Here is a 26,470-nt window from a genome sequence, read left to right on the forward strand (position 1 = left end):
TCGTCAGGAAACGGGGTCGCTGTAAGGCTCCATGCGCTCCAGCCGCCACATGGAGGACGGGTCGCGCGGATCGCGCGAAAACCGCCAGACCTGCTTCAGCTGTTCGGGTTCGGCCGCATCCGGGCCGCGCCGCACCAGCGCATCGTAGAGCACGACCGCCTCTTCCGAATCTTCTTTTTTTGCATGTTCGAGAAGTTCCGCCTCGACAAGCACGATCTCCGTGCTGGCCGGACGCGCGCCCGAAGCGGTCCTGGCCCGCAGTCCTTCGAGAACGGCCTCGCCCGCAAAGGGCGCGGCGGCTTCCACATCCAGCTTGTCGAAGGCTTCCGTCAACCGGGAATAGACCAGCTTGGCCCCCCGCAAGAACTCCGCCTTGTCGAAGCCGCCCGGCTCGACGCCGGAAGGCTTTTCGACACTCTTCGGTCCGGCGGTCGGCTCGGAGGTCATCCACTCCCACTGGGCGCGGGCGCGGCGGTAGGCTTCCTGCAGATTCTGCGGATCCTCATCGCGCGTGTGGACATCCGGCCCGGACGGGGAATCCGGGCGCCCCTCTTCGTCCTGGTCGCGCCCCCTGCGGGCAATGCTCCGGAAGAAAAGCCACCCCAGGGGAATGATCAGGATCAAGGGGATGATCTGCATGCCGAACCCGCGGGACGAGTGCGTTTCCCGTTCCGGGGCGACCTGATTGTCAGGAAGGCCGCCGTCGCTTTGCTGCGCGGCGAAAGCGCCGCCCGAGCCGTGCTCGGGGGCCAGACTCCACGCCGAGGAGGGCGCGGGCGCGCAAAGCCACAACAACGCGACCAGAGCGAAAATCGCCGGCAACCACGTCTTTCCCATGGTCAGCTCCCAGGTTCGGGGGTTGATTGAACGGGACGGACGATACGGAATGACGGCCCGACTGTCCAGTTCCAGACGGTTTCGCCACTTGCCATGCGCCGCCGCGCACATTATGGGTGAAGGCTGCACACAGCAAGGAGCACCCATGGATCTGACCCCATTGCACTTCCTTTCCCAGGCCAGCGCCGTTCCCAACGGTTGGGAATTCTGGCCCTTCTCCAGCGGATACGGGGAAAAATGGCTGCCCATGATCGCCCGCATCGGCTTCATGCTCGCCATCTTCGCTGTCATCGCCATTTTTCTGAGGATTCAGTTCGGACCGAACGGGTTTTTCCGCGACAAGGAATTGGACCGCGAGGCCGAAGAACTGCGCCGCCAGGAATTGGCGGAACTGGAAGCGGAATACCGCCGGGGCGAATGGTCCGAAAGACAATACCGCCGGAAAAAGCGACACATCGAAAACTCATGAACGTTTCCCATGCGGATTTCGAGCAACGTTTCCGCGCGTATGTCGCAGACTTTTTCAACGGAGACGCGGACAACGATTTTCACATCGAGCTGAAGCTCCGGCACAGCCTGCGGGTCTATGAACTGGCCCGGCGCATCGTGAAGGAAGAGGCGATTCCCGCGCCCGCTGCGGAAGCCGCGCTGACCTCGGCCTTGTTCCACGACACGGGCCGCTTCGTTCAGTATCAGCGCTACCGAAGCTTCCACGATCCCAGCACCGAAAACCACGCCCGCCTGGGCATACGCGCCCTGCTCTCGACGAACCTGCTCGAAGGGCTGCCCAACGACGCACGCCGCACCGTGCTGGGCGCCGTTTTCCTGCACAACGTCCGCACCCTGCCCCCGAACCTGCGCGAACCGCTGTCCACCGTGGTCAAGGTCGTGCGCGACAGCGACAAGCTGGACATCGTTCCCGTGGTGCTGGAACATCTCGACGCCAGTGCCGAAGGCAGCAGCGTCGTCACCCTCGGCATCAAGTCGCACCCCACGAACTACACCCGCTCGATCTACGAACAGGTGCTGGCCGGGGAATCCGCAAAATATGAAGAAATGCGCTGGGCGCACGATTTCCGGCTGCTGGTTCTCGGCTGGCTCTACGACCTGAATTTTCCCACAAGCATGCGGCTCTACGTCGAGCGCGGCTACCTCAAAACCCTGTTCGCGGCATTGCCGGACGACGAGTCCATGCGCACGCTGCGCCGGAAGATCCTCGGAGAGCTCGCCGTGAACGACGTTTCCCTCCGATGCGTCTCCGCCCTTGATTAACACGCGGCGCAAAGGTAGATTCCGGTCATGCTGTCAGATTTCAACCCTGGACCAGTGGCATGGCGCTGAAAAGAGAAAGCCGCGTTTTCCGCTACTTCCAGCATGTCCTCATCCTCACGGATGTGGACGTGCACGCCCGCCGCGACCAGGAATCCATGTCCGCATTCGCTCCCCAGACCATGCGCATCCTGCGCTCCGGAGCCGAGGCCGTGGACTATGTCGGCACCCACCCCGTCGATCTGATTCTCTGCGACAACACCCTCACGGACATGCCCGGCGTGAAATTCGTGAACATACTGCGACGAAACATGCGCCTGAAGATGCTTCCCGTGGTCATGGTCACCCTTGAGAACCAGAAAAGCCATGTGCTCGACGCCATCGCTGCCGGCTGCATCGGCTACGTGCTGCGGCCCTACGCTCCGGAAACCCTCGAGCGCTACCTGGTCATGGCCAAGCAGCTCGTGCACTACCCAGAAATCGAGGACATGCAGCTCGACGAAGCCAAGGACATGGTCAGCGCGGGCAACTTCGACGAAGCCATCGAGACCTTCGAGGAAATCCTCTCCATCCAGGACGAGGCCCAGCACTACTACGACATGGGCTATCGCTTCCTGACCGAAGAACGCTACGGCAAGGCCATCGTGGCCTTCAAAAAGGCCCTGCGCATCAACGACCTTTTCGCGGAAGCCTACAAGGGGCTGGCAGAGGCCTACAAGGGCAAGGGGGACAAGGAAAACTACCGCCTCTACATGCAAAAGGCATCCGAGATCTACGCACAGTTCGACCGCCTGGAAGAAGCCAAGCAGACCTTCATCGAGGTTCTCAAGTACCAGAGCGATTCCCCGAACCCCTACAATACCCTCGGCGTGAACCTGCGCAAGCAGGGGGACTACGCAGGGGCCATTCACGCCTACAAGCAGGCCCTTCAGATCACGCCCAAGGACGAGAACATCCATTTCAACCTCGGCAAGGCCCATTACTACATGGGCGAGATCGAGAGTTCCGGAAAATGGCTCGACTCGGCCCTGTCCCTGAACAGCGATTTTCCGGAGGCGGAAAAGCTCTACATGCGGCTCTTCAACCGCGCCTGGCGGCCCGAGGACGGCAAGCCGCGCAAGTCCAAAAGCGCGACCCCCAAAGCGCAGAAGGACATCTGAGCCTTGCAGAACGAAGTCTGGATCAGACTCGGAGCCTTTTTCGGCGTTTTCGTGCTCATGTCCGCACTGGAGGCGGCGTTTCCGCGCCGCCCGCGCAAGCTTCCCCGGCTCCGGCGCTGGCCCGGCAATCTCGGCATGGTCGCTTCGGCGGCCCTGCTGGCGCGCCTGCTTCTGCCCATGGCCCCTGTCGGGGCCGCGCTCTGGAGCGCCCAGCAGGGAGTCGGCCTGTTCCACGCGCTGCCGCTGCCCCCTCTTGTGGAGGGAGTCATGGCCGTCCTGTTCCTCGATGCGGCCATCTACTGGCAACACCGTGCCTTTCACCGCTTCCGGCCGCTCTGGCGCGTGCACCGCATGCACCACTCCGATCTGGACCTGGACGCCAGCTCCGGACTGCGCTTCCATCCCATCGAACTGCTGGCGTCGTTGATCTTCAAGATGCTGCTCGTGGTTCTTCTGGGGGCCTCCGCCGTCTCGGTGCTGGTCTTCGAGCTGCTGCTCAACGGCTGCGCCATGTTCAACCACGCCAATCTCGCGCTGCCCCCCCGCGCCGACAGGCTCCTGCGTCTGCTGCTGATCACCCCGGACATGCATCGCGTCCACCATTCCACGGACATGCGCGAATCGAACCGCAACTTCGGATTCAGCGTGCCCTGGTGGGACCGCATCTTCGCGACCTACAAGCCGCACCCGGACAAGGGACAACTCGGAATGGAAATCGGGCTGAATATCTTTCGGTCCCCGTCGTTCTCCAGAATCGACCGGCTCCTGCTGCTCCCGTTCCTTTAATTGCGGGCATGGAGCGCACGCTTGCTTTTTTCCCGCGCGGGCTTACAATGGGCAGCCGCCCGCTTCACCACAGCTTTTCCAGGAGCACCTATGAATAAAATTTATGACGTGATCATCCTCGGCTCCGGCCCCGCCGGAATCCAGGCGGCCATCCACGCCTCCCGCAAGAAAGCCGCAGTGCTCATGCTCGGCCGGATGCACAAGAGCAGCCTTTACTGGGCCCACGTGGAAAACTTCTGCTGCCAGTTCCGCGTCACGGGCGAGGAAATGCTGGAAACGGGAAAGATGCAGGCGGAGAATTTCGGCACGGAAATCATTGAGGAAGACGTGCTTTCCATCGTTCCCGAAGGCAAGCACTTCGTGCTGACCATCGAGAGCGGAACGAGCTTCACCGCTCGATCTTTGATCCTGGCCACCGGCACCACCCGCAACAAGCTCGGGGTTCCCGGGGAAAAGGAACTGCTCGGCAAAGGCGTCAGCTATTGCGTGGAGTGCGACGGCGGCTTCTTCCGGAACGAACCCGTGGCCGTTCTCGGCGGCCAGAGCGCCGCGGTCGGAGGCGCGGTGACGCTCTCCAAGCTCGCCTCCAAGGTCTGGCTGGTGAACGAATCCTTCGAGGTCGCCCCGGCGCTCCTGGCCCAGGCAGCGGAGAGCGGCGTGACCCTGCTGGAAGGCACGAGCGTCAAATCCATTCTCGGAGAAACCGCCGTGACCGGCCTGGCCCTCAAGGACGGCAACACTCTGAACGTCACGGGCGTGTTCATCGAACTCGGTGCCAAGGGCGTGCTGGAACTGGCGGCCACCCTCGGCCTGGAGCTGGACGAAAGCATGAAGTACGTCCAGACGGACAAAAAACAGCGCACGAATATTCCGGGCGTGTTCGCCGCCGGAGACATCTGCGGCCCGCCGCTTCAGATCGCCAAGGCGGTGGGCGAGGGCTGCGTCGCGGGCATCGAGGCCGCGACATACGCCCGCAAGCTCACGACCGCGCAAACCGACGCGGAGCTGGAACCGGAGGCATAGGCAGAGTCCGGCGCCGCAGGCGCGGGTCTGGACGAGTTCATCCGAAAGTGGTTATACTGCGCGCCGATCAGCAAATAGGTGCACCATCTTGCAAAAACGCTACATCCCCATCACCGTTGTAGTCTGCCTGCTCGCCGCGGCGGCGCTTGCGGGTTACCTCACGCCGGTCAAGGCCCAGAAGCTGCCCGTGCGCATCTTGTTCCAGAACAACGGCGGCCGGGTCATCTTCTCGCACCTCCGGCACCACAAGAACTACCAGATCGCCTGCGCCACATGCCACCATGAGGCGGACTCCGGGCATGGCCAGGGACAAGCGGCAACCTCCTCGGAACCCCTTCCTTGCGGCTCCTGCCATCCGGCCTCCTTCGACCAGGACTACGTGGCCGAACACGTCAATTCCTTCCCGGACAAGAGCTATTGCGTGAAGTGCCACCACGCGGAATTCGGAGTGCTTGCCTTCGACCACGAAGCCCACAAGGAATACGCCTCGGAGGATTGCCAGGCCTGCCACCACGGGACGGACATCGAAGCGGAGCCGGGCCACTGCAACCAGTGCCACGACCTTGCCGGAAGCGAGACCATGCCCAGCCTGCGCGACGCCGCGCACAAACGCTGCGCGACCTGCCATGAAGACATGTTCGACAAGGGCATCAAGGGTTGCGCCCCTTGTCACAAGATGAAGGACATGACCGGCTACACGGGATCGTACACGCCCTGCCAGCAGTGCCACCGCACTCCCAGCCCGGACAGGGAGCTTGTGCTCACGCGCACCAACGCCTTCCACGACCAGTGCATGAACTGCCACAAGGAGCTGAAAAAAGGCCCTTACGGCGAAAACGAATGCGGCAAATGCCACATCAGGTGACGGGCATGGGCAGAAACGATTTTACCTTGACGACGGAAACAGGCTCCGCATTCTTGATTCTCGCGCCGCCCGAGCTGGCCCGGATTCCCCTGCGGGGGCGCACCCCGGTGGTCGCCGCAGGAGACTCGCTTTCTGCGGGAGCGGCAGTGGGCGAGCCCTGCGCGCCGCTGGCCGCCTGGATCCACACGCCCATCGCAGGCGAAGTGCTGGAGGTGGACGCCGACTTCGTCACGGTGCGGGCCGCGCGGACCCAGGAGGCGGCCGTCGCCCCCCTGGATTTTTCCACGCTCAGCGGCGAACCGCTTCTTGAAGCGCTCTCCCGCTGCGGCATAGACATCCCCGCGCTTCGCCCGACACGGCACATGATCGTCAACGCGGTTCCGCCCGAACCCGGCATCGGCGTGACCGGAAGGCTGCTCAAGGACTACCGCGACACTCTCGCGCGGGGCCTCAAGCTCGCCAAATCCATCGTCGGCCCCACCAAGGTCACGCTGGCCGGACCGGAAGTGGATGCCTCGGCCTTCGGCAACTGCGAGGTCGTCCGCGTGCGGGCCCGCTACCCGCAGGGACTCGCCCCCCTGATAATCAAGACCGTGACCGGAAAGGAATACGCTGACGACGTTACCGTGGTCGATCTTTTCCAGCTTATGGCCCTGGGCAGGATCCATGAAACGGGGCGTCCCCGGACGGAAGTGTTCCTCACCGTGCAGGGCAAGAACGTCCGCGCGCTCATCGGCACCCCCCTGCGCGACGTTCTGACCGCGGCCGGAGCAACGCCCTCGGACGGCGATCGCGCCGTCATCGGCGGGCCCATGCGCGGAACGGCCCTCTGCCGGCTCGACCTCGGCCTGCCGGAAAACGAATACGGCCTTTTCATGATTCCCGCGGACTCCTACCCGCCCGTGCGCGACGCGGCCTGCCTGAACTGCGGCCAATGCGCACGCAGCTGCCCGGCGCGTATTTTTCCGGGAGAACTGAGCATGTGCGCCGAGGCGAAGCTCTTCGAGCGCGCCAGGCTCGGCCATGTGGAGAGCTGTTTCGAATGCGGCATCTGCGGATACGTCTGCCCGGCCCGACGCCCGCTGCTGCAATACCTTCAGTTCGCCAAATCCGAACTTCGTCTGCTCGATGAAGCCCGAAGCAAGGCAAGCGGGCCCGTCTCCGCCGAACCGCCCAAAGACGCCGAGGGAGCCGAATAGATGCGACCGCCCACCCCGTTGCTGACCGTTTCCTGCGCACCCCACGTGCATAGCGGGCAAACCACGCGGACCATGATGCTCGAAATCATCATGGCCCTGACCCCCGCCGTGTTCATGGCCATGATCAATTACGGCCTGCCCGCACTGCGGGTCATGGCCCTGGCCGCTTCCTCCGCCGTGGTCTTCGAATATCTGACCACCCGGATCATGGAGCGGGAGAACGAGACCGACGACCTGCACGCCCTGCTCACGGGCCTGCTCCTGGCCTTTCTGCTGCCCGCCTCCGCCCCCTGGTGGCTGGTCATGGCCGGTGCAGCGACAAGCATCGTGCTCGGCAAGGCCATCTTCGGCGGCTTGGGCGGCAGCCCCCTGTGCGCTCCGTGCATCGGCTGGGCAGTGCTGATGCTATCCTGGCCGGAACTCATGGATACGGAGCTGAACCTGCTCGGCTTCAACTTCATGGCTCCTTTGCACCAGCTCAAGCATTTCGGCTACCTGGCCGTGGAGGACTTCCCCCTGACGGAAGCGTTGGCAGGCCAGCAGATCGGAGGGCTCGGCGCGACCCAGGTTCTGCCGCTTCTGCTCGGCGGTTTCTGGCTGCTGCTGCGCGGCAGGATCAAACCGCTCATTCCCGTCGGCTTTATCATTGGCGTCCTGCTTACGGCGGCCTGTTTCCACTTTCCGTATCCGGAAGAGTACGCTCCGCCGCTCTTCCACCTTTTCGCCGGTTCCACGGTCTTCGCCGCCTTCTTCCTGGCCACGGACAACTCCTCCTCGCCCGCCTATCCGATTCCCTCAGCCCTTTTCGGGCTTTTCGCGGGCAGTCTGCTGGTGATCATCCGGGTCTGGGGCGTCTATCCCGACGGAGCGGCTTTTGCCGTGCTTCTCGCCAACCTGGTGGCCCCTCTGCTCGACCGCATCCGGCCCAAACCGTTCGGGTACGGCAAGGAGGCGATCTGATGCGCGAAATCATGAAAATGGTGGTCGTCCTCTCCTTGATCTGCGGCCTGTCCGGGCTTTCGCTGGCGAGCATCAAGCAGTTCACCGCGCCCCTGATCGAAGAACAGGTGCTCACCTTTGTGCAAGGCCCGTCCATAAAAGCCGTCTTCACCGACTTCGACAACGACCCGGTCAAGGAACGCAAGCAGTTCGACGTGCCAGGTTCGGACAAGAAGGTCACGGTCTTCCCCGCACGCAAGGACGGCAAGCTGATCGGCGTCGCCTTCGAATCCACGGGGCAAGGCTACGGAGGAGATCTCGGAGTGATGATCGGCTTCACCTTCGAGCCGGGATCCGTGGCCGGCATCAGCATGACCACGCTCAAGGAGACGCCGGGCATCGGCGCGCGCGTGGCCAAGCACGGCTTCACCGGCCAATTCCGGGGCCACGGCCTGGAAAATCTGGCCCTGCGCTCCCAGGGCGGCGACATCGACGCTGTTTCCGGAGCCACCATATCCTCCACTGCGGCCATGTTCGCCGTGGATCAGGCCTTGAACGTCTACACGGCCCTGAAGGACCAGTTCATCACGGCCTTCACGACCGGCGCGCAATAACGGGGGCAGCATGATCAGACTCTGGAAGGAATTCGCCAAGGGACTTTGGAAGGAACTGCCGCCCTTCCGGCTGGTACTCGGCCTCTGCCCGACCCTGGCCGTCACCAAGACCGCGGACGGCGGCCTGGGCATGGGACTGGCAGTGGTCTTCGTGCTGGCGCTGTCCAACCTGCTCGTCTCCCTGCTGCGCAAGATCATTCCCCCCAAGGTGCGCATCGCCTGCTACATCGTCATCGCGGCCTCGCTGGTGGTGGCCGTGGAGCTGTTCATGCAGGCCTTCGCCTACCCGCTCTACCAGCAGCTCGGCATCTTCGTTTCCCTCATCGTGGTCAACTGCATCATCCTGGGCCGTGCAGAGGCGTTCGCCTCCAAGAACCCGCCCCACCTCTCCGTGGCCGACGGCCTGGGCATGGGAATCGGATTCACCATGTCCCTGACCTTCCTGGGTTCGCTGCGGGAGGTATTCGGATACGGAACGATCTTCGGGCACGCGGTCATGCCCGCGGGCTACAAGCCCTTCAGCTTCATGATCGAAGCTCCGGGCGCCTTCGTCTGCCTCGGACTGCTCCTGGGGGCGATGAACTACTTCAGCAACCTGCAACGCCGCCGCCAGGGGCTCGCTCCCAAGAGCAACCCCGTGCACGAATGCGGCTCCTGCGGGCTCTGCAAAGGATCGGGGAACTAAGCCATGCAGGAATACGTCCTCCTGGTTCTCGCGGCCATCTTCGTCAACAACATCGTCCTGGCGCAATACCTGGGCAACTGCCCATTCATCGGCACGTCCAAGAGCATCGGCGTTGCGTCCGGCATGGGCGCGGCGGTCGTGTTCGTGGGCACGCTCTCCACGGCCATCACCTGGGCGGTGCAGGAATACCTGCTCGTTCCCACGGGACTCGAATACCTCCAGACCATCGCCTTCATCCTGGTCATCGCCTCCCTCGTGCAGTTCGTGGAGATGTTCCTGAAAAAAGCGCTGCCCCCGCTCTATCGCTCTCTGGGCATCTTCCTGCCGCTGATCACCACCAACTGCGCCGTGCTCGGCATCGCCCTCATCGTCCAGCGCAACGAATTCGGTTTCGCCAAGTCAGTGATCTTCGCCTTCGCCTCCGGCGTGGGCTTCGCCCTGGCGCTGGTGCTGCTTTCCGGCATCCGAGAGCGGCTCGACCTGGTCCGCGTGCCCCGCGCGCTCAAAGGCACGCCCATCGCGCTGATTCTGGCCGGACTGATGTCCCTGGCCTTCTTCGCCTTCAAGGGCATGATCTCCTAAAGGAGAGCACATGATTCTCGCTTCTTTTCTCGCCCTCCTGGGCATCGGATTCACCGCCGCAGTCATCCTGGGCGTGGCCTCCCGCCTGCTCTACGTCAAAGAAGACCCGCGCCTGGCCCTCGTGGAGGACGCCCTGGCCGGAGCCAACTGCGGCGGCTGCGGCTATCCCGGCTGCGCCGGTGCGGCTGCCGCCGTGGTGGCGGGCAAGGAGGGCGCGGGCGTCTGCGTCATCGGCGGCGAGGAAGTCGCCCGCAACGTGGCCCGGATCATGGGACTGGAAGTGGTCGCCCTGGAACCGAGGCTGGCCCGCGTCGACTGCACGGGCGGAAAGCGCGCCGAGGACATCTACCGCTACGAGGGAGTCCTTGACTGCCGCGCGCAGCACCTTCTGCACGGCGGTTCCAAGATGTGCCCGGAAGGCTGCCTGGGCCTGGGAAGCTGCGTGCGCGCCTGCCCGTTCGACGCCATCTTCATGGGCAAAAACGGCTATCCCGTGGTGGATCCGGTGGCCTGCCGCGCCTGCGGAAAATGCGAGGAAGCCTGTCCGCGCGGCGTCATGGCCGTCTACGGCAATACGGACGGCCTGCTGCATCTCAACGAAACTTCAGATTGCCTCGCGCCATGCAGGCAGCGCTGTCCCGGCGAAATCAACATTCCCAAGTACATCAACTGCGTAAAGAACGGCGACTACGCAAGCGCGGTTTTGACCATCAAGGAACGCAACCCGCTTCTGCTGGTCTGCGGCCGGGTCTGCCCGCGCCCCTGCGAAAACGTCTGCCGCCGGGGCCATGTGGACGAACCCGTGGGCATCAACATGCTCAAGCGTTTCGTGGCCGACTGGGAAATGAACTCCGGCACCCGGCTGCCCATTCCCTGCGCCCCGTCAACGGGCAAGCGCGTCGCCATCATCGGCGGCGGCCCGGCGGGACTCTCCTGCGCCTTTTTCCTGCGCCGTTTCGGACACAGCCCGACCATTTTCGAATCCATGCCCATGCTCGGCGGCCAGCTGCGGTACGGCATCCCGGAATACCGCTTGCCCAAGGCCGTCCTCGACTGGGAAATCCAGGGCATCCTCGACCTCGGCGTGGATGTGCGCACCAACACGCAATTCGGCAAGGATCTGAGCCTGAACGACATCGGGAAACACGGTTTCGACGCGGTATTCCTCTCCATCGGCGCCTGGGCCAACTCCACGCTGCGCATTCCCGGCGAAAACGCTCCCGGCGTCATGAGCGGAACGGAAATGCTCACCAAGGTGGGACTGGGCGTGGGCACGGGCATCGGCAAGCGCGTCATCGTGGTCGGCGGCGGCAATACCGCCATCGACTCGGCGCGCACCAGCGTGCGGCTCGGCGCGGAGGTGACCATGATGTACCGCCGCTCGCGCAACGAAATGCCCGCAAACCCGGAAGAAATCGAGGGAGCCGAAGAGGAAGGCGTGAAATTCCAATTCCTTTCCCAGCCGATCGAGGTCATCCTCGACGAAAACGGACATGCGAAGGGACTCAAGTATGTGCGCATGGAACTGGGAGAGCCGGACGCTTCGGGACGCCGACGCCCGGAACCCGTTCCCGGCTCGGAAACCGTGCTCGAAGCCGACACGATCCTGGCTGCCATCGGCCAGAAACCCGCCCTGGACTGCCTCTACGAGGACGGCCAATCCTGCCCCCTGGAGGCGACGCGCTGGCGCACCCTGGCCGCGGACCCGGACACGCTCCAGACCGCCATTCCCAACGTCTTCACCGGCGGCGACATGTTCACCGGACCGAATCTCGTCATCTCCGCCATCGGAGGCGGGCGCAAGGCGGCACGCTCCATCCACCATTATCTCGCTTCCCGGCATGTGCCCGTTCCGGAAAAGCTGCTGCACGGGCTCCTGGAATACACGCTCTTCAAGGACGTGGAGAACGTGGACCCCAAGCGCCGGACCAGCATGCCCCACAGTTGCAGCCTGGACGAGCGCACCCGCTGCTTCGACGAGGTCGAAGGCAACATCACCGAAGCCGAAGCCCTCTACGAAGCGGGGCGCTGCCTGCGTTGCGGCCTGACCTGCTACGACCGGGACCAGCCGTCTTCCGACTCTGTGGCCTCGGACGCGGGCAGCGACAAGACCGCCGCCTGAAAAAAAATGAGTGAAATGAAAAAAAGCGCTTGCCAAACGGCAGACTCTTTAGGTAATCAATCTCTCCCCAAGGGCGATTAACTCAGCGGTTAGAGTGCCATCTTCACACGGTGGAAGTCCCGAGTTCAAATCCCGGATCGCCCACCACCGAATTCATGAAAAGGCAGGTTGCATCAAACCTGCCTTTTCTTTTTCCGGTCCGCATGATCTACTGAGAACGAGAAGTACATCCCATGCACATGGCCCTTTACCAGCCTGAAATCCCTCCCAATACCGGCAACGTCGCGCGCCTCTGCGCGGCCACGGACGTTCCCCTGCACCTGATCCGTCCCCTGGGCTTTTCCCTGGACGACCGCTACCTGAAGCGGGCCGGACTGGACTACTGGCCCAAGGTGCGCCTGACCGTTCACGACGACTGGAAAGCCTTCTTCGCCGCCCGGCCCGGACGGATCGTGGCCAGCAGCGCCCGCGCAGGGGCCTGCTATCACGATTTCGAATACCGCCCCGGAGACTGCCTGCTGCTCGGCCCGGAATCCGTGGGACTGCCCATCGAAGTGCTCAACCTTGCCGACGCCTGCGTCCGCATTCCCACCACGGACAACGTGCGCAGCCTGAATCTCTCCACTTCGGCGGGAATCCTGCTGTACGAGGCCCTGCGCCGCACTGGCGGGCTGCCCGGCGTTTGAGCCGCCTTGCCTTCAAGAGAGCGGGCACGTATAGTCATCCGAATGCGGATCGACTCCAAAAAGGATACGATATGAGGCTGTTGGTTACTGGCGGCTGCGGTTTCATCGGCACCAATTTCATCCTGATGATGCGCGAAGCCCATCCGGACTGGAACATCGTCAACCTGGACCTGCTGACCTACGCAGGAAACCGACTCAACCTCCTGCCGCTGGAAGCGTCTTCCCGAACCGCTTCGGGCGGCGACTACTCCTTCGCCCACGGAGACATCCGCGACCCTGAATTCGTCTCCGCGCTGCTCGAAGAACATCGCATCGAAGCCGTGGTCAACTTTGCGGCGGAGTCGCATGTGGACCGCTCCATCAACGACCCGGCGCCCTTTGTCAGCACCAACGTGCAGGGAGCGCAGAACCTTCTGGAGCGCGCGCGACGCCACGGCGTCGAACGCTTCGTGCAGGTCTCCACGGACGAGGTCTACGGAACCCTCGGCCCCGAAGGCCGCTTCAGCGAAAGCACTCCCCTCGCGCCCAACAGCCCTTATTCCGCAAGCAAGGCCGGGGCGGACCTCATGGTCCGCGCCTATGTCGAAACCTATGGCCTGGACGCGGTCATCACCCGCTGCTCCAACAATTACGGCCCCTATCAGTTTCCTGAAAAGCTCATTCCCCTGATGTTTCTCAAGGCGTTGCGGGACGAGCCGCTTCCGGTCTACGGCGACGGGAGAAACGTGCGCGACTGGATATTCGTGGACGATCACTGCCGGGGAGTGGAACTGGCGCTGCTCAAGGGCCGGGCCGGACAGGCCTACAACTTCGGCGGCAACGCCGAATTGCCGAACATCGAACTGGTCAAGACCCTGCTCGACCTCCTGGACAAGCCCCATTCGCTGATCACGTTCGTCAAGGATCGTCCGGGGCATGATCGGCGCTATGCCATGGATTACGGTCTTGCATCCCGTGAACTCGGCTTCGAACCGCGAGTTTCCTTTTCCCAGGGGCTGACGCAGACCATCGAATGGTACCGCGACAACGCCGCGTGGCTGGATCAGGTTCAAAGCGGCGCCTACCGCGACTTCATGGACCAATGGTACGGAGAACGAAAATGAACTTTTTCGAGGGCAAAAAGGCGATCGTTCTGGGCGGCAAAACCGGCCTGCTCGGCCAGGCCCTGGTCAGGGCGCTCCATGAGGCCGGAGCCGAGGTCACGGCCACTGCCCGCTCGGGCCTGAATCCGCTGAACAGCGAAGCCCTGAACGGCTTCATCGACCGGGAGGAACCCGCCCTGCTCTTCAATGCCGTGGCGCACACCCAGGTCGACATGGCCGAGGACGAACCGGAGGAGGCCAAAGCCTTGAACGCCTCGCTGCCGGAAAAGCTGGGGCAGCTTTCGCAAAAAATGGGATTCCGGCTCGTGCACTTCAGCACGGACTTCGTCTTTGACGGGCGCAAGGAAACCGCCTACGTCGAGGACGATCCCACGGCCCCCCTGTCGGTCTATGGAAAAACCAAGCTTCAAGGGGAACAGAAACTGCTCGCCTTGGGGCTTGACGATCTGCTGATCGTCCGCTCCGCGTGGCTTTTCGGTCCAGGCCGCGACAATTTCGTATCCAAGATCCTTCGGCTGGCAAAAACCCGCGAAACCCTTTCCGTCGTGCACGACCAGATCGGTTCCCCGACATACACGCCGGACCTGGCCCGGCACACCCTCGCCCTGGTGGATGCCGGAGCCAAAGGGATATTCCACGTGGTCAACAGCGGACGGGCCAGTTGGTGCGAGCTGGCTGCGGAAGCGATCAAGATCGCCGGGCTGAATTGCCGCATCGAAGCGATTCCTTCCAGCGCCTACCCCGCCAAGGCCGTTCGCCCGGCGTTTTCTCAACTGGACACCGGCAAACTCGCCGAGGCAACCGGGAAAACGCCCCGAACCTGGGCGCAGGCCCTGCGGGATTACGTCTACACCGACCTCGCGGACCAATTCACCGAGGAATAAACTCCTCCGGCCACAGCCTCAACGCATCAAGTCGCGAACCATCACGTTCGCGTCCGCCACGCGGCGCGCCAGCAACGTGACCAGGAATCGATCCAGGGAAGTCGCCAGTTGCGGCAGCTTTTGCTTGAGCACGGCCAACCGCTTCTTGGACAAACGATGCACCACGCTCTGCTCGTTGGCCCGCACGGAAGCGCTGCGCTCCGAGTGGGTATAGATGCCCATTTCACCGAAGATGGATCCCGGTCCGAGCTTCTTGAGCCGGACGGTCTTGCCTCCGGGAATCTCCAACTCGACGGTCAGCATTCCCGACTCGACGAAAAACATGGAATCCGAGGCGTCGCCCTGCCGGAACACGTACTCCCCGCTCCGCACCTCCATCCTCTGGAGAATACGCAACAGGCGAGGCAGATCGTTCCTGTCCGGGAAGACCGGAGCGAGCAGATCCACCAGCGAACTTTCCTCGGCCTCAAGCAGCCCGGCCTGCTCAAGCAGCTTGTCCTCGCACCACTCCAGGGCGAAATCCAGATTTCGGAAAAGCACGAATGCCTTTTGATCCTCCCCTGCAAGCCCTGCTTTTTCCAGGCGCTCCTCAAGCACGAAAGGCACGTTGGTCAAGATCGTGCGCACTTCCTGATCCCGCCCAAGCTGCGCCATGCCGCCCAGAACGCGGGTCAGGCCGGAGCCGAATCCCTTGATCTGGGTGAAATCGAGAACCACGAAACGAAGCGGCCTGTGGCCGGGTTCTTCCAACCGCTCCCAAACGGCGCGCAGGGCCGCGCTCAGAGAACCTCCGGAAAGGAAGCCCTGCATTCGCAGGATGAAGATGCTTTGTCCAAGTTCGCGCAGGGCGTCTGCCTGCCCCGGAGCCCGGTCGACATTGCTGTGCAGAGTGTCTCCGGACATGATCGACTTGATGGCCGAAGTGGAGGAATGGCGAGCCAGGCCGAGCATGAGCGCAAGGAACACTCCCACCACCACGCCCGGCGCGAACCCGGCCCCCACGGTCACCGCGAAGCTGAGCAGAAGGCAGGCGAATTCCTCGGAACGCAAGTCCTCGGCAACGGCATCCACAAGCCAGCGCTTGATCAGATTCAATCCCATGAAGCAAAGCAGACCGGCCGGAATAAACGGCGGGATGGCGGAAAGAAGGCCTCCCCCCCAGACCAGGGCCGCGGCGCACACCAGAGAAGCCACCAGGGAGCCCAGGCGGCCTACGCCGCCGGCCCGCAAGGTGCCGAGGCTGCGCCCCAGGGACATGGACACGGGAAATCCCACGGCCAGCCCGGAAAGGAGATTCGCAACTCCGAGAGCGCGCAACTCCGGACCGGGCGAAACCTCTCTCCCCAGGTGTTCCTCAAGGACAAAAGCCTTTGAAGAGGCATTGACCGCCAGGAGCAGAGCAAGCGCAAAAACCAGGTACGACAATGCGAGCAACGCCGACCAATCCGCCCCGGCCAGGAACGCCGGGGAATGCAGGAGACGAAGCCCCTCCAGACTCATGGGCGCGGCGCTCCCGCAGGACAATTCCTGAACGAGTTCCGGCCCCAGCGCAGCGGACAGCCCCTGTGCGCCGAGATAGGGAACGGCAAGGCACCACGCCACGCCCAGCAGCAATGGCACTGCCAGCCACCAGACGGCCCGAATGCGGTGATAGGCCAAGGAGAGCAGGAGCCCGAAACACAAGGACGGCAGCCACTGCACCAGGCTGTTGCCGGAAAAGCCGTCGGAGCCGTGCAGGAAGCCGAGCAGCAGGTCCAGGTCCGGATGCAGGCCCGTTCGCGCCCGGAACGAGACCTGGAGAAGCAGCACTCCCACCCCGGCGAGCACTCCGCCGATGACGGGAAAAGGCACGAAGCGCATCCAGCCGCCTTCCTGGAACTGCGAAAAGAAAATGCAGAGCAGGCCCGACACCAGCGCTGTCGCCAGCACGGCCCCGACCAGCGTGGGCAGGAGCGCCTCCGGAGAGAGGGACAAGCCCGCCACAGCCTGGGCGAGCAAGAAGAGTCCCGCGCCGGTCACCCCTTCGGCCCCGGCCGAGGCAAACGGAATCCGGCTCAGCAGCGCATAGGCAAGGCCGCCGAGCACGGACGCGGCGAGCGCCATCTGCAGCATGGAGGCATAGAACGCCTGGTCGCCGGCCCCCACTGCCGGGGCAAGCGCAAGGCCCAGACTGAAGAATATCGCAACGAGCCCCAGCCAAAAGCCGTTGAAGATGCGACGCGGAATTCTCCCTCTCGCCTCCTGGAGCGCTCCCCTTGCCGCTTGCTTGTCAATCACGGAAACATCAAGGTCTGCGTCCTCTTCGCCTCCGTGCGCGGCATGGGTCCGCAATCTCTCGATCTCGGCGTCCATGGCCAGATTCTCGGCAAAATCCTCGGCAAGATCGTCCAAATCGACATCGCTCTCGCTGGGCGGGGCAAGCGGCAGCGAAGCCGGGGAAACCGATCCCACTTCACCACAGTTCGGACAACGCGCCTTGCGCCCTGCAAAACGTTCCGGAACCTCGGCCACATGTCCGCACGCGGCGCACTGAAAAGGAACCCGGCCGACAGGTCCGGACCGCTCGCCCTTCGGCGTCTGTTCCATGCCGCCGCGGGTCGGCTCCTGCCCGTCATCCCGGACGGCGACGTCGCGGCCGCAGCCAGGACAGCGCACCCTGCGGCCCACATACGCGTCGGGCACCTGCTTGCTGACGTCGCAATCGGCACAATGAAATCGAGCCATGCATCTTTCTCCGCCGCCTTGATCTCACAGCGGCATTGGTTTTATCATAGTATATTGCAGATATTTCCAGCGCCCACAACCCGCGCGTCATAAGCGGCGCGCATGGAGGCCAGCAAGGATCCAAGGCGATGCTCATACGTATGCTGCGCCAGGACGCGCCGCCTCGCCCGCCGGGCAACAGCCAGCCGCTCATCCGGGGAAGCCAGCCAGCGCCGGACCAGTTCAGGAACGTCCTCGACCCGGCCATAGCAGGCCGCCTCCCTGCCGGGGTCGAAAAGCAGCGCCAGTTGCTCGCGCTCGTCCGTGAGCAGGAACCCTCCGCAGGCCGGAACGTCGAAAACACGTTGGTTCACAGCGCCTTTCATCTGGGCGCTGGTGCAGTTGAAATTCACGTCCGCGGCGGCGTAGAATCCGGGCAGTTCCGAATAATAATTCATCCGGGGCAAAAAACGGAAGTTCGGTTCGCGCAGCAAGGCGGGCCAGGCATCATCGCCCGCCACCAAGGTCGGGGACGGAGCCAAGGCACGCAGGCAGGACACCCGGTAATGATGTGCCGCTGAAAACGTCACCAAGGATTCGGCTGCGAGTTGCCCTTCGGGCGAAAGAGCAGCGACCTCGGCTGCCAGCTCTGGCCTGCTTTCCCGAAGATAGGCCGCGCTTGATCGCGTCTCGGCTTCGGCAAAATGCCTGCCCGCCTCCAAAAGCCGTTTTCCCAGACCATCGGCTCCCAAGGATTCGGCCAGTCCGCGCACGCGCTCGGCAATGCTTTCGCCCACGAAAGACACCGGGCTTTTCCATTCCGGACGTTGGGGCGCTCCGGGCGCGAAACGATTCGGATCGGTCCCCAGGGGAAGATACTCGGCATGGCTGAAGCCCTGCTCATGCAGATAGCCCAGGCTGTCGGCGTCGAAACTGAACACGGCGATATTGGATCGCGACTGTCCCGGCCAGCCGTGAAGGATCAGCTCGGGACTGTCCACGAACCACGAAGCCAACGGGAGCTGCGCCTTTTCCAGCAGCGCCGCGATCTTCCCTTCCCGGTCCAATCCGAAATGGTTCACGGTGAGCAGGAAATCGGGCTGGAAGCGCGCGATGCCGAGGAGCAACGCCTCCATGAAATCCGGACGCACCGTTTCCGTCTCGCCCACGTCGATGGACGCGTTGGGCACCTGGAGACGGTCCAAGGCCTCCTGAATTTCGGCATAGAGAAAGTAATTCCTGCGCAGAAGAAGCACCCGAGGCCGGACGCCGCGAAATTTCGGGTAGCGCGCCCAGAGGGGCGGGCCGGAAGATTCGTCGCCTGCGCCGCCGGGCGCGTCGCGCAGCGCGTCGGCCAAGGCTCGGTAATGGGAAGGGGCGAGACGAAGATAGAGCGGCATGCGCAAGGTATGCAGCGGCTTGTCCATCAGGCGGCTCCAGGCGAGGAGCCGGTCCAGGGAGTCCTTGAAATCCCCGTCCAGCCAAAGGACGTTCCGATCGCCGCCGAAGCGCTTCCGCACCCCGGTGGCCGCCTGGATCGGAGTTTCTCGGTCGACGACGGCCACAGGCCCGTTGCGGGAAAGCAGCTCCAGGCAGGCGCCCAGTCCGGAGCCGATCAGCACGGGCAGGGCGCCCGCAGGCAGGGAACCCGCAAGCTGGCGCTCCCTGTCCAGCCCTCCCCTGCCCCAGCAGCGCATTTCGCGGCTCTCGCCGGGAACCCGGACCAGGATGTCCGAAGCCTCGCCCATGCTCCCTTCTATGCGGACATCGTACTTCAATTCATCCATGTCTACTTGTATTGCATGGCGGTCCGCTTCGCAACTGCCTCGAAAACTTATCGCTTCAGCCTAAAGATTTTATATTTCCTGCCGATGAGGCACGAGTAAGGAATGTTTCGCCCAAGGACGGGCAGAACTCCTTCAGAACGACACACGCGCCTTCAAGGTTTCCCAAGGAAGGGTTCCATGAACAGCATCGCTGCTTTTTCATTCATTCTTCACGACCGCCACGGCACGGACAGGTTCGCGCGATTCTTCCGCACCCTGGCAGATCAGGACATCCCGTCCTGCCGCCTCGAAGTCTGTCTCGTGGATACGAATGCCGACTCTGCCCTGCCCCGAATGGCGAAGCGCTACAGGGCGCGGGCGGGAGAGTATCTGTTGCGCGTGATTTCCGCACCAGGCGCGAGCCCGGCCAAGGCCTGGAACCTGGGGCTGAAGGAATGCACGGGACTTCTCGCCGCCTGCGTGCAGCCCGGACTGCGCCTGGACCGAGGCTTCGCCTCCGCCCATCTGTCGGCGCTGCACCAACATCCGGAAGCGGACGTGCTTTTCTCCGGTTTCCTGAGCAGCGGCCCCCTGGGCGCGGGCTTTATCCGCCCTCAAGGCAGCCCCCAGGAGCAGCTCCGCTCGCTCGATGCGATCGGCCCTCTTCCGGTCCTCACCTCTCGAGCCCGCCGCGCTCTGCATTTCCGCGAGGCTTCCCCTTTCCCTTCGTGGGAGCTGGGCATCCAGGCGGCGCAGCGCGGCTTGCGATTTCTGCGGCTGCCCCGCCTGCTCTACTCCGTGCCCTCCTACGACTGGAAAGCCAACGGCCCGGCTGAGGAAATGGCACGGCTCGTGACCCGGCAAGCCGGTTTCTTCCATGTGGACCAGTTGCGCTGGGCGCTCGGCGTGCTTCGCCGCAGAGCCTGGGCCATGCTTCCGGAGTGCCGCGGGTTGCCGTCGCCGCGCGAAATTCGAGAACTGATGCACGAGCAGATCAGAATGGAACGGCTGAGCCGCACCGGACAACACCCCGTGGAAACCTTTCCGGGCCCGCAATGCTCCCTCGGAGCCCTCGGAGCCTGAATTTCCATCAGGACATGCGCACGAAAAAGGCCGCCCAAAGGCGGCCTTTCTTATGCGGCATTGTCCGGATTCCGTCAGAACGGCAGTCCGTTTTCCGCCAGATCCTTTCGGAGCAATTCGCGTATGCGCCTGCTCACGGGACCGGGCTTGACGTTATGGATGGGCTTGCCCTCGTAGCGAACCACGGAAAGAGCGTCCGTGGTCGTGCCCACGATGATGACTTCCTTGGCCGCGCGGACTTCGGACTCGGTGATGGCCCGGAAAATGATCTCGTATTCGTTCTTGATCAGATCCACCGCGCGCATCAGTGTCGTCCCGGCCAGGGAATTCGTGAACTCCGGGATGTGCAGCTTGCCGTCCTGGTCCACGATGCAGACGTTCTCCGTGGCCCCTTCGGCCAAGAAGCCCCGCTCGTCGAAACAGAACGGGAAGTCGTAGCCCTTCTCCGCCGCCTCGTGCTTCATGAGCACGTTGGGGAGATAGTCTATGCTCTTGATCGTGGCCAGATAGGACTGCTTGGCAGGAATGGAGGTCTTGAAGGCTGTTACGCCTTTCTCATAGACCGCCTCCGGCTTGGAATGGATCTCATAGGCGACGACGTAGAGGCTGGCGCGGGGACACTCGTCCGGCGAAATGCCGAAACCGCCCGGTCCGCGGCCGAGCAGCACGCGGACCAGCCCGGTATCCCGCTCGCCCGCGCGAGCCACTTCGACGATAAGGTCGCGCACCTCGTCCCAGGAGCAGGGAGCGTTGAGATGAATGGCCTTGGACGAACGCTGAAGCCGGGCCAGATGCGGCTCCACCTGGTAGATGCGTCTGCCGATGAACTTCATGGTCTCGAAAACGCCGTCCCCGCGATGCACGAGGTGGTCGTCCCAAGGCATGAGCATCATGCGCGGATCGCGGCAGATCGCTCCGACCCGGTGATCGTAGAAGGCGTACACTTGGCCCATGCCCGGTCTGGGGGCATTGAGCAGGGCGCTCAGGTACGCTTCGGAGCCCAGCACTTCAGCCACGAGGCCCTCCTAGCGGTTGACCCGGAGAAGATCCATCTCCAGAAGCTTTTCCGCGATCTGCACCGCGTTCAGCGCCGCGCCCTTGCGGATGTTGTCGGCAACGATCCAGATGTTCAGGCCGTTCTCGATGCTCTCGTCCTCGCGGATGCGGCCCACGAAGACCTCGTCCCGGCCGGTTGCGTCCAGAGCCATGGGGTAGGCCTTCTTTTCCGGAAAATCGATCACCTCCACGCCCGGCGCCGTGGCCAGCAGAGCGCGGCAGTCCTCGGCCGTGAGCTTGGTCTCGGTTTCGATGTTCACGGCTTCGGAGTGGCCGAAGAACACGGGCACGCGCACCGTGGTGGCGGTGACCCTGATGCTCGGATCGCCCATGATCTTCTTGGTCTCGTGGACCATCTTCATCTCTTCCTTGGTGTAGCCGTTGTCCAGGAAGACGTCGATCTGCGGCAGGCAGTTGAAGGCGATCTGGTGCGGGTAGACCTGGGGAACCACTTCCTGACCGTTGAAAAGGCGGCGGACCTGGGTTTCCAGCTCGTCGATGGCCTTCTGGCCCGTGCCGGAAACGGCCTGGTAGGTGGAGACCACGATGCGCTTGATCTTGGCTTCCAGATGAATGGGCTGGAGGGCCACGACCATCTGGATGGTGGAGCAGTTCGGGTTGGCGATGATGCCCTTGTGCCACTCCAGATCATGCGGGTTGACCTCGGGAACGACCAACGGACATTCCGGGTTCATGCGCCAGGCGCTGGAGTTGTCGACGACGGTGCAGCCCCGCTCGGCCGCGGAGGGCGCGAACGTCTCGGAAGTGCCGCCTCCGGCGGAGAAAAGGGCAAGGTCGAATCCCTCGAAGCATTCGTGGGTCAGTTCCTGGACGGTCAGTTCGCCGTCCTTGAAAGGAACCTTCTTGCCCTTGGACCGGGCCGATGCGAACGGCACGACCTCGGCGGCCGGAAAATTGCGCTGCTCAAGCACCTTGAGCATCTCGCGCCCGACGGCGCCCGTGGCGCCGCAGACCGCGACTCTGGGATTCCTGCTCATGCTCCCCCCTACATCTTGAGTTTGCTGCCGATCTCCAGGCAGGCCTCGGCCTTGTTCAGCGTGTACAGATGCACGCCCGGAGCTCCCTTATCAATCAATTCCTGAGACTGACGCACGGCATAGGCCAGCCCCACTTCCCGGACGGCCTCGTCCCCGCCGTCCTCGTACGCGGATTCCAGTGCGGCAAGAAACTTGCCGGGAATCGACGCGCCGCAAAGCGAAAGAATGAATTTCGCCGACTTGATGCTCAAAATGGGCAGCACGCCGGGCACGACAGGCACATGGACGCCCATGCCGCCGAGCCGCTCCACGAAATCGAAATAAAGACGGTTGTCGAAGAAAAGCTGCGTGACGATGAAATCGCCGCCCGACTCGACCTTGACCTTGGTCCAGTGCAGATCCTCTTTGATGGACGCAGATTCGTTGTGCGGCTCCGGATATCCCGTCACGCCGACGGACATTCCGGGGAAGGTCCGCTTGATGAATGCCGCCAGATCCGAACCGTGGCCGAACTCGCCCGCGCTGAAGTCGAAATCGGGATTGTTCTTGGGCGGGTCGCCGCGCAGGGCAAGGACGTTCTGCACGTCCGCATCGCGGAGCGCGGAAACGAACTCCTCGATTCGGGACGCGGAAGCGCCCACGCAGGTCAGGTGGGCCAGGGGTTCCAGGCCCATGTCGCGTTTGAGGCGGCGCACGATCTCCAGGCTGTTGTCCTGGGTGCCGCCGCCCGCTCCGTAGGTCACGGAGGCGAACAGGGGATCGAGGGCCTTGAGCCGCTCCACGACCTCGAAAAACTTGGGCCAGGCCTCGCGCTCCTTGGGCGGGAAAAATTCCAGCGAGAGGAACGGGGACCGACGGTCGATCAGTTCAGGTATGCGCAAAACTCTTGTCTCCTGTGACGCTGCCTCGGAGCCGGTCCGGACAAGTCATGCTTCTTACTCCCTTCCCCCGGAAGGTTCAATAGATCAGCTGCGGGGCGGGCCGGACCGTTTGAGATCCTGGACGATTTCCACATCCGCGGGCAAAAAGACCCGCGAACCGGGATTCCCCGGCTCAAGCCAGGTCATGACCTGGCCTTCCTGAGGCACGAGCAGCCCGGAATATTCGAAAACATGAAAGAAATAGAGGTTGACGTCCATGCGCCGATAGCTGTGCCGCTTCCCGCGCCAGAATTCGAAACGCACGGGCGTGATGTTCAGTTCCTCTTTCAGCTCGCGGGCCAGGGCGGCCTCGCGGGCCTCGCCCGGCTCGATCTTTCCCCCGGGGAACTCCCACCAACCCGCCCAGGGGCCGTGATCGGGGCGTTCCACGGCCAGATATCTGCCGTCCTGCCAGATCACGGCGGCAACGACGTGGATTTCTCCGCGCACCCGGCCTACTCCAGCCCCAGCTCGACGCGCTTGACGTTGATCGCTTCCATCTTCGTCTCCAACTCGTGCATGCGTTCCATGAGCCGCTCGGACCAGTCCTCGACCTCGCGATAGGCCTTGTTGATCCGAAGCGCTTCTTCCGGCTTCTCATACGTGGCGGGATCGTTCATGCGCTCTTCCAGCCCGGCCATCTCGGCCAGCACCTTTTCCAGCTCGGCCTCCTTGGAGGAATATTCCTCCTTGAGCGGCTTGAGCTCACGGTACAGACGGTTGCGCGCTTCCGCAAGGCGACGCTTGTCCTCCTTGGAGAGGCGCGGAGCGGACGCGGCCTCCGCGCTTTCCTCGGGGGCTTCGTCCCCTTCCTGGCCTGCGTCCTGCGTCGGGTTCTTGGCCGCGCCCTGCGTGCCTGCCCCGGAGAGCTGCTGCCGCCGCCAGGCGTCCCAGGCCTCGAAGCCCGTATGCTGCTCGATGCCCTCCCTGCTCAGGGACCAGACCTCCTCGGCCACTTCGCTGAGCAGGTAGCGGTCGTGGGCCACGAAAAAGAGCGTGCCCTCGTAGTCCTTGAGCGCCGACACGAGGCCCATGCGGCTTTCCAGATCCAGGTGGTTGGTGGGCTCGTCGAGAATGAGCAGATTGGCCCGGGCCAGAAAAAGCGTCGCCAGGATCAGCCGGTTCTTCTCGCCGCCGGAGAGCGCCTCCACGCGGCGCTCGAAATAGGATTCGCCGAGCAGGAACAGCCCCAGCACGGACATGAGCTGTTCTTCGGTCAGGTTCGGGTCGGAAAGGCGGCGAATCTCGCCGATGACCGTATTGCCCGTGTTCAGGATCTCGCTTTGATGCTGGCTGAAATAGCCCACGGACGTGTTCTGTCCGATCTTGACGTGGCCCGCTTCCGGCTTCAGCGTTCCGGTGATGATCTTGAGCAGCGTGGTCTTGCCCGCTCCATTGGGCGCGGCCAGGGCCACCTTCTTGCCCCGGAAGAGCTGGAAGCCGAGCCCGTCCCAGACGCTCTCCCCGCCGGGATAGGAAAAGCGCAGATCCACGGCGTTGATGGCCACCTTGTCGCCGCGCTTGGGTTCGGGCAGCCGGAAACTGAGGGACTTGCCGGGACGCGCGGAAGACTGCTCGCCCTGAAGCCGGGCCAGCTCGGTCTGGAGCTTCTCCACCTTCTTGAGCTTGCTCTGGGCCTGGGCCGCCTTGCGCGCCTTGACCCGGAACCGCCGGATGTAGCTCATTTCCGATTCGATGCGGTTGCTCAGCTTGGCCGCTTCGCGATTCAGCTGCTCGCGGTTCTCCTGTTCCCATTCCAGAAACTGGGAAAACGTGCCCTTGCGCAGAAGCGCCCGCCCGCCGGCGACGAAAAGCACATGGGTGCCGACCTTTTCCAGAAAAATCCGGTCGTGGGCCACGAAAGCCAGGGTGCCGCGAAAGCCGAGCAGATACTGCTCCAGCCACTCCACGGCTTCCAGGTCGAGATGGTTGGTGGGCTCGTCGAGCAGGAGCACGTCCGCGCCCTGGAGCAGCACGCGGCTGAGCTTGGCGCGCTCGCGCCAGCCGCCCGACAATTCGCCCAGGGTCTTGAGCAGATCCGATTCGGAAAAGCCCAGGCCCGAAAGAATGGTGCGGGCCTGATGGTCCGGGTTGTAGCCGTATTGCTGTTCGAACTCGGCCTGCTGGTGCGAAAGACGCTCCAGCTTGGACTCGTCCTTGGCCTGCACCGCCGCTTCCCATTCATCCCAGAAATCATGCCAGGAGGGAAGCGCCGAAAGCACCCAGGAAAGCAGCCGCTCCGAGAGATCCGCCTCGTCCAGCTCCTGGCGCACGTACCCGACGCGGGCTCCCTTGGCCATGCTGACCTGCCCCGCGTCCGCAGAGGACTCCCCGGCGAGAATGCGCATCAGCGTGGTCTTGCCGCAGCCGTTGGGTCCGGCGATGGCCAGGCGCATGCCTGGGGCGAGCTCGAAGGACAAGCCGCCGAAAAGATCGCGGCCGCCGTAGGATTTCTCAAGGGACTGCACCGTCACGCGGGACATGAAGACACTCGTTTCGCGCAACCGGGGTTGCGGTTTGGTTGGGGTTCGTGGAAACTCGGACTTGCGTGCGCGAGGCGAACGCCGCGCGTGCATGGGAATATACCGGGACGCCAGGAATGGCAAGGGCGGGACGTCTTGAAGCCTGGTTCGGCCCACTTGGACCGCAAGCATCCGCAACCCCCTGGTTGCGGTTTCGTTGGAGCATGGAAATGACCGATTCGCCCTGGTTCGTCTATCTGCTGGAATGCGCGGACGGCACGTATTACTGCGGCGTGACCACGGATCTGGACCGCCGCCTGACCGCTCACAATGCGGGCGCGGGAGCGAAATACACCCGTTCCCGAACCCCTGTGCGCGCGGTGGCCTGCTGCCCCTGCGCGGACAAGGGAGCCGCGCTGCGTCTGGAAATGGCCATCAAGAAACTGCCCAGAAACAAAAAACCGGCGGCCTTGAAGCTCGCTGCCGAGGAGGAAGCGACGTGCCGTTCGTGAACATCAAGATCACCAAAGAGGGGGCCACGGCCGAACAAAAGGCCGCACTGATCGAAGGCGTGACCGGGCTGCTGCGCGACGTGCTCGGCAAGAACCCGGCCACCACCGTGGTGATCATCGAAGAAGTGGACACGGACAACTGGGGCATCGGCGGGGAAAGCGTGACCAGGCGGAGGGCGCGGGAAAGCTGAGCCGCAGCCTTCCTCCCATTTTTTA

26 protein-coding genes and 1 tRNA gene are annotated in these 26,470 nt (G+C 63.4%); 19 read left to right on the plus strand and 8 right to left on the minus strand.

Features of this window, described 5'->3' with window-relative positions; all coding sequences use genetic code 11:
• Nucleotides 1-3 precede the first annotated feature (3 nt).
• Nucleotides 4-837, minus strand: a complete 834-nt coding sequence (locus G452_RS20560; RefSeq protein WP_022661902.1) for a TIM44-like domain-containing protein — start codon at nucleotides 835-837, stop codon at nucleotides 4-6.
• Nucleotides 838-982: 145 nt separating this feature from the next.
• Here G452_RS20560 and G452_RS21680 point away from each other — a divergent pair, with 145 nt between their 5' ends.
• The 16 genes from G452_RS21680 to rfbD all read left to right on the plus strand — a co-directional run bounded on the left by G452_RS21680 (nucleotide 983) and on the right by rfbD (nucleotide 14,754).
• Nucleotides 983-1,306 (plus strand): SHOCT domain-containing protein, encoded by a 324-nt coding sequence (locus G452_RS21680; protein WP_022661903.1) that lies wholly within the window; start codon nucleotides 983-985, stop codon nucleotides 1,304-1,306.
• Entirely contained in the window at nucleotides 1,303-2,109 is an 807-nt protein-coding gene (locus G452_RS18710; protein ID WP_022661904.1) for an HD domain-containing protein, read from the plus strand. Before G452_RS21680 ends, G452_RS18710 begins: the two co-directional genes overlap by 4 nt.
• 59 nt (nucleotides 2,110-2,168) lie before the next feature.
• Nucleotides 2,169-3,266: a tetratricopeptide repeat protein gene (locus G452_RS0108885; RefSeq protein WP_022661905.1), complete on the plus strand. Its 1,098-nt coding sequence runs from the start codon at nucleotides 2,169-2,171 to the stop codon at nucleotides 3,264-3,266.
• Between the two features lie 3 nt (nucleotides 3,267-3,269).
• Nucleotides 3,270-4,052: a sterol desaturase family protein gene (locus G452_RS0108890; protein ID WP_022661906.1), complete on the plus strand. Its 783-nt coding sequence runs from the start codon at nucleotides 3,270-3,272 to the stop codon at nucleotides 4,050-4,052.
• 90 nt (nucleotides 4,053-4,142) lie between these two features.
• Entirely contained in the window at nucleotides 4,143-5,075 is a 933-nt protein-coding gene (locus tag G452_RS18715) for an NAD(P)/FAD-dependent oxidoreductase (RefSeq protein WP_022661907.1), read from the plus strand.
• Between the two features lie 88 nt (nucleotides 5,076-5,163).
• Nucleotides 5,164-5,940 (plus strand): cytochrome c3 family protein, encoded by a 777-nt coding sequence (locus G452_RS0108900; RefSeq protein ID WP_022661908.1) that lies wholly within the window; start codon nucleotides 5,164-5,166, stop codon nucleotides 5,938-5,940.
• Nucleotides 5,941-5,945: 5 nt separating this feature from the next.
• Nucleotides 5,946-7,139, plus strand: a complete 1,194-nt coding sequence (locus G452_RS18720; RefSeq protein ID WP_155887616.1) for a 4Fe-4S dicluster domain-containing protein — start codon at nucleotides 5,946-5,948, stop codon at nucleotides 7,137-7,139.
• Nucleotides 7,140-8,099 (plus strand): RnfABCDGE type electron transport complex subunit D, encoded by a 960-nt coding sequence (locus G452_RS0108910; protein WP_022661910.1) that lies wholly within the window; start codon nucleotides 7,140-7,142, stop codon nucleotides 8,097-8,099.
• On the plus strand, nucleotides 8,099-8,692 hold the full coding sequence (gene rnfG, locus G452_RS0108915; protein WP_022661911.1) for an RnfABCDGE type electron transport complex subunit G: 594 nt from the start codon (nucleotides 8,099-8,101) through the stop codon (nucleotides 8,690-8,692). The genes G452_RS0108910 and rnfG overlap by 1 nt, the downstream gene beginning before the upstream one ends.
• A gap of 10 nt (nucleotides 8,693-8,702) precedes the next feature.
• A complete protein-coding gene (gene rsxE, locus G452_RS0108920) occupies nucleotides 8,703-9,377 on the plus strand; it encodes an electron transport complex subunit RsxE (protein WP_022661912.1) in 675 nt (224 codons plus the stop codon).
• Between the two features lie 3 nt (nucleotides 9,378-9,380).
• Entirely contained in the window at nucleotides 9,381-9,959 is a 579-nt protein-coding gene (locus tag G452_RS0108925; protein WP_022661913.1) for an electron transport complex protein RnfA, read from the plus strand.
• Between the two features lie 10 nt (nucleotides 9,960-9,969).
• Nucleotides 9,970-12,081 (plus strand): FAD-dependent oxidoreductase, encoded by a 2,112-nt coding sequence (locus G452_RS0108930; RefSeq protein WP_022661914.1) that lies wholly within the window; start codon nucleotides 9,970-9,972, stop codon nucleotides 12,079-12,081.
• 71 nt (nucleotides 12,082-12,152) lie between these two features.
• Nucleotides 12,153-12,228: transfer RNA gene (locus G452_RS0108935), tRNA-Val, on the plus strand.
• A gap of 86 nt (nucleotides 12,229-12,314) precedes the next feature.
• Nucleotides 12,315-12,767, plus strand: a complete 453-nt coding sequence (locus G452_RS0108940; RefSeq protein ID WP_022661915.1) for a tRNA (cytidine(34)-2'-O)-methyltransferase — start codon at nucleotides 12,315-12,317, stop codon at nucleotides 12,765-12,767.
• Nucleotides 12,768-12,838: 71 nt separating this feature from the next.
• Nucleotides 12,839-13,870: a dTDP-glucose 4,6-dehydratase gene (gene rfbB / locus G452_RS0108945; RefSeq protein ID WP_022661916.1), complete on the plus strand. Its 1,032-nt coding sequence runs from the start codon at nucleotides 12,839-12,841 to the stop codon at nucleotides 13,868-13,870.
• The gene (gene rfbD / locus G452_RS0108950) at nucleotides 13,867-14,754 is read left to right on the plus strand and encodes a dTDP-4-dehydrorhamnose reductase (protein ID WP_022661917.1); all 888 of its coding nucleotides are present in this window, start codon (nucleotides 13,867-13,869) and stop codon (nucleotides 14,752-14,754) included. Before rfbB ends, rfbD begins: the two co-directional genes overlap by 4 nt.
• A gap of 18 nt (nucleotides 14,755-14,772) precedes the next feature.
• Here rfbD and G452_RS0108955 read toward each other — a convergent pair whose 3' ends face one another.
• A complete protein-coding gene (locus G452_RS0108955) occupies nucleotides 14,773-17,478 on the minus strand; it encodes an SLC26A/SulP transporter family protein (RefSeq protein ID WP_081650544.1) in 2,706 nt (901 codons plus the stop codon).
• Between the two features lie 44 nt (nucleotides 17,479-17,522).
• The gene (locus G452_RS18725) at nucleotides 17,523-19,244 is read right to left on the minus strand and encodes a CgeB family protein (protein WP_081650545.1); all 1,722 of its coding nucleotides are present in this window, start codon (nucleotides 19,242-19,244) and stop codon (nucleotides 17,523-17,525) included.
• 177 nt (nucleotides 19,245-19,421) lie between these two features.
• On the opposite strand from G452_RS18725, the gene G452_RS0108965 reads away from it, so the two are divergent.
• Nucleotides 19,422-20,306: a glycosyltransferase family A protein gene (locus G452_RS0108965; protein ID WP_022661920.1), complete on the plus strand. Its 885-nt coding sequence runs from the start codon at nucleotides 19,422-19,424 to the stop codon at nucleotides 20,304-20,306.
• A gap of 74 nt (nucleotides 20,307-20,380) precedes the next feature.
• Here G452_RS0108965 and G452_RS0108970 read toward each other — a convergent pair whose 3' ends face one another.
• The 5 genes from G452_RS0108970 to G452_RS0108990 all read right to left on the minus strand — a co-directional run bounded on the left by G452_RS0108970 (nucleotide 20,381) and on the right by G452_RS0108990 (nucleotide 25,763).
• On the minus strand, nucleotides 20,381-21,322 hold the full coding sequence (locus G452_RS0108970; RefSeq protein WP_022661921.1) for an aminotransferase class IV: 942 nt from the start codon (nucleotides 21,320-21,322) through the stop codon (nucleotides 20,381-20,383).
• Between the two features lie 9 nt (nucleotides 21,323-21,331).
• Nucleotides 21,332-22,360 (minus strand): aspartate-semialdehyde dehydrogenase, encoded by a 1,029-nt coding sequence (locus G452_RS0108975; protein ID WP_022661922.1) that lies wholly within the window; start codon nucleotides 22,358-22,360, stop codon nucleotides 21,332-21,334.
• A gap of 8 nt (nucleotides 22,361-22,368) precedes the next feature.
• Nucleotides 22,369-23,241: a methylenetetrahydrofolate reductase gene (locus G452_RS0108980; protein ID WP_022661923.1), complete on the minus strand. Its 873-nt coding sequence runs from the start codon at nucleotides 23,239-23,241 to the stop codon at nucleotides 22,369-22,371.
• Nucleotides 23,242-23,325: 84 nt separating this feature from the next.
• Nucleotides 23,326-23,730 (minus strand): (deoxy)nucleoside triphosphate pyrophosphohydrolase, encoded by a 405-nt coding sequence (locus G452_RS0108985; RefSeq protein WP_022661924.1) that lies wholly within the window; start codon nucleotides 23,728-23,730, stop codon nucleotides 23,326-23,328.
• Between the two features lie 5 nt (nucleotides 23,731-23,735).
• Complete coding sequence (locus G452_RS0108990) at nucleotides 23,736-25,763, minus strand: ABC-F family ATP-binding cassette domain-containing protein (RefSeq protein ID WP_022661925.1); 2,028 nt, start codon at nucleotides 25,761-25,763, stop codon at nucleotides 23,736-23,738.
• A gap of 209 nt (nucleotides 25,764-25,972) precedes the next feature.
• Here G452_RS0108990 and G452_RS0108995 point away from each other — a divergent pair, with 209 nt between their 5' ends.
• Nucleotides 25,973-26,254, plus strand: coding sequence for a GIY-YIG nuclease family protein (locus G452_RS0108995; protein WP_022661926.1), 282 nt, complete (start codon nucleotides 25,973-25,975; stop codon nucleotides 26,252-26,254).
• Complete coding sequence (locus G452_RS0109000; RefSeq protein ID WP_022661927.1) at nucleotides 26,242-26,445, plus strand: 2-hydroxymuconate tautomerase family protein; 204 nt, start codon at nucleotides 26,242-26,244, stop codon at nucleotides 26,443-26,445. The genes G452_RS0108995 and G452_RS0109000 overlap by 13 nt, the downstream gene beginning before the upstream one ends.
• Nucleotides 26,446-26,470: the final 25 nt, after the last annotated feature.

Source organism: Paucidesulfovibrio longus DSM 6739, assembly GCF_000420485.1.
GTDB classification, from domain to species: domain Bacteria; phylum Desulfobacterota; class Desulfovibrionia; order Desulfovibrionales; family Desulfovibrionaceae; genus Paucidesulfovibrio; species Paucidesulfovibrio longus.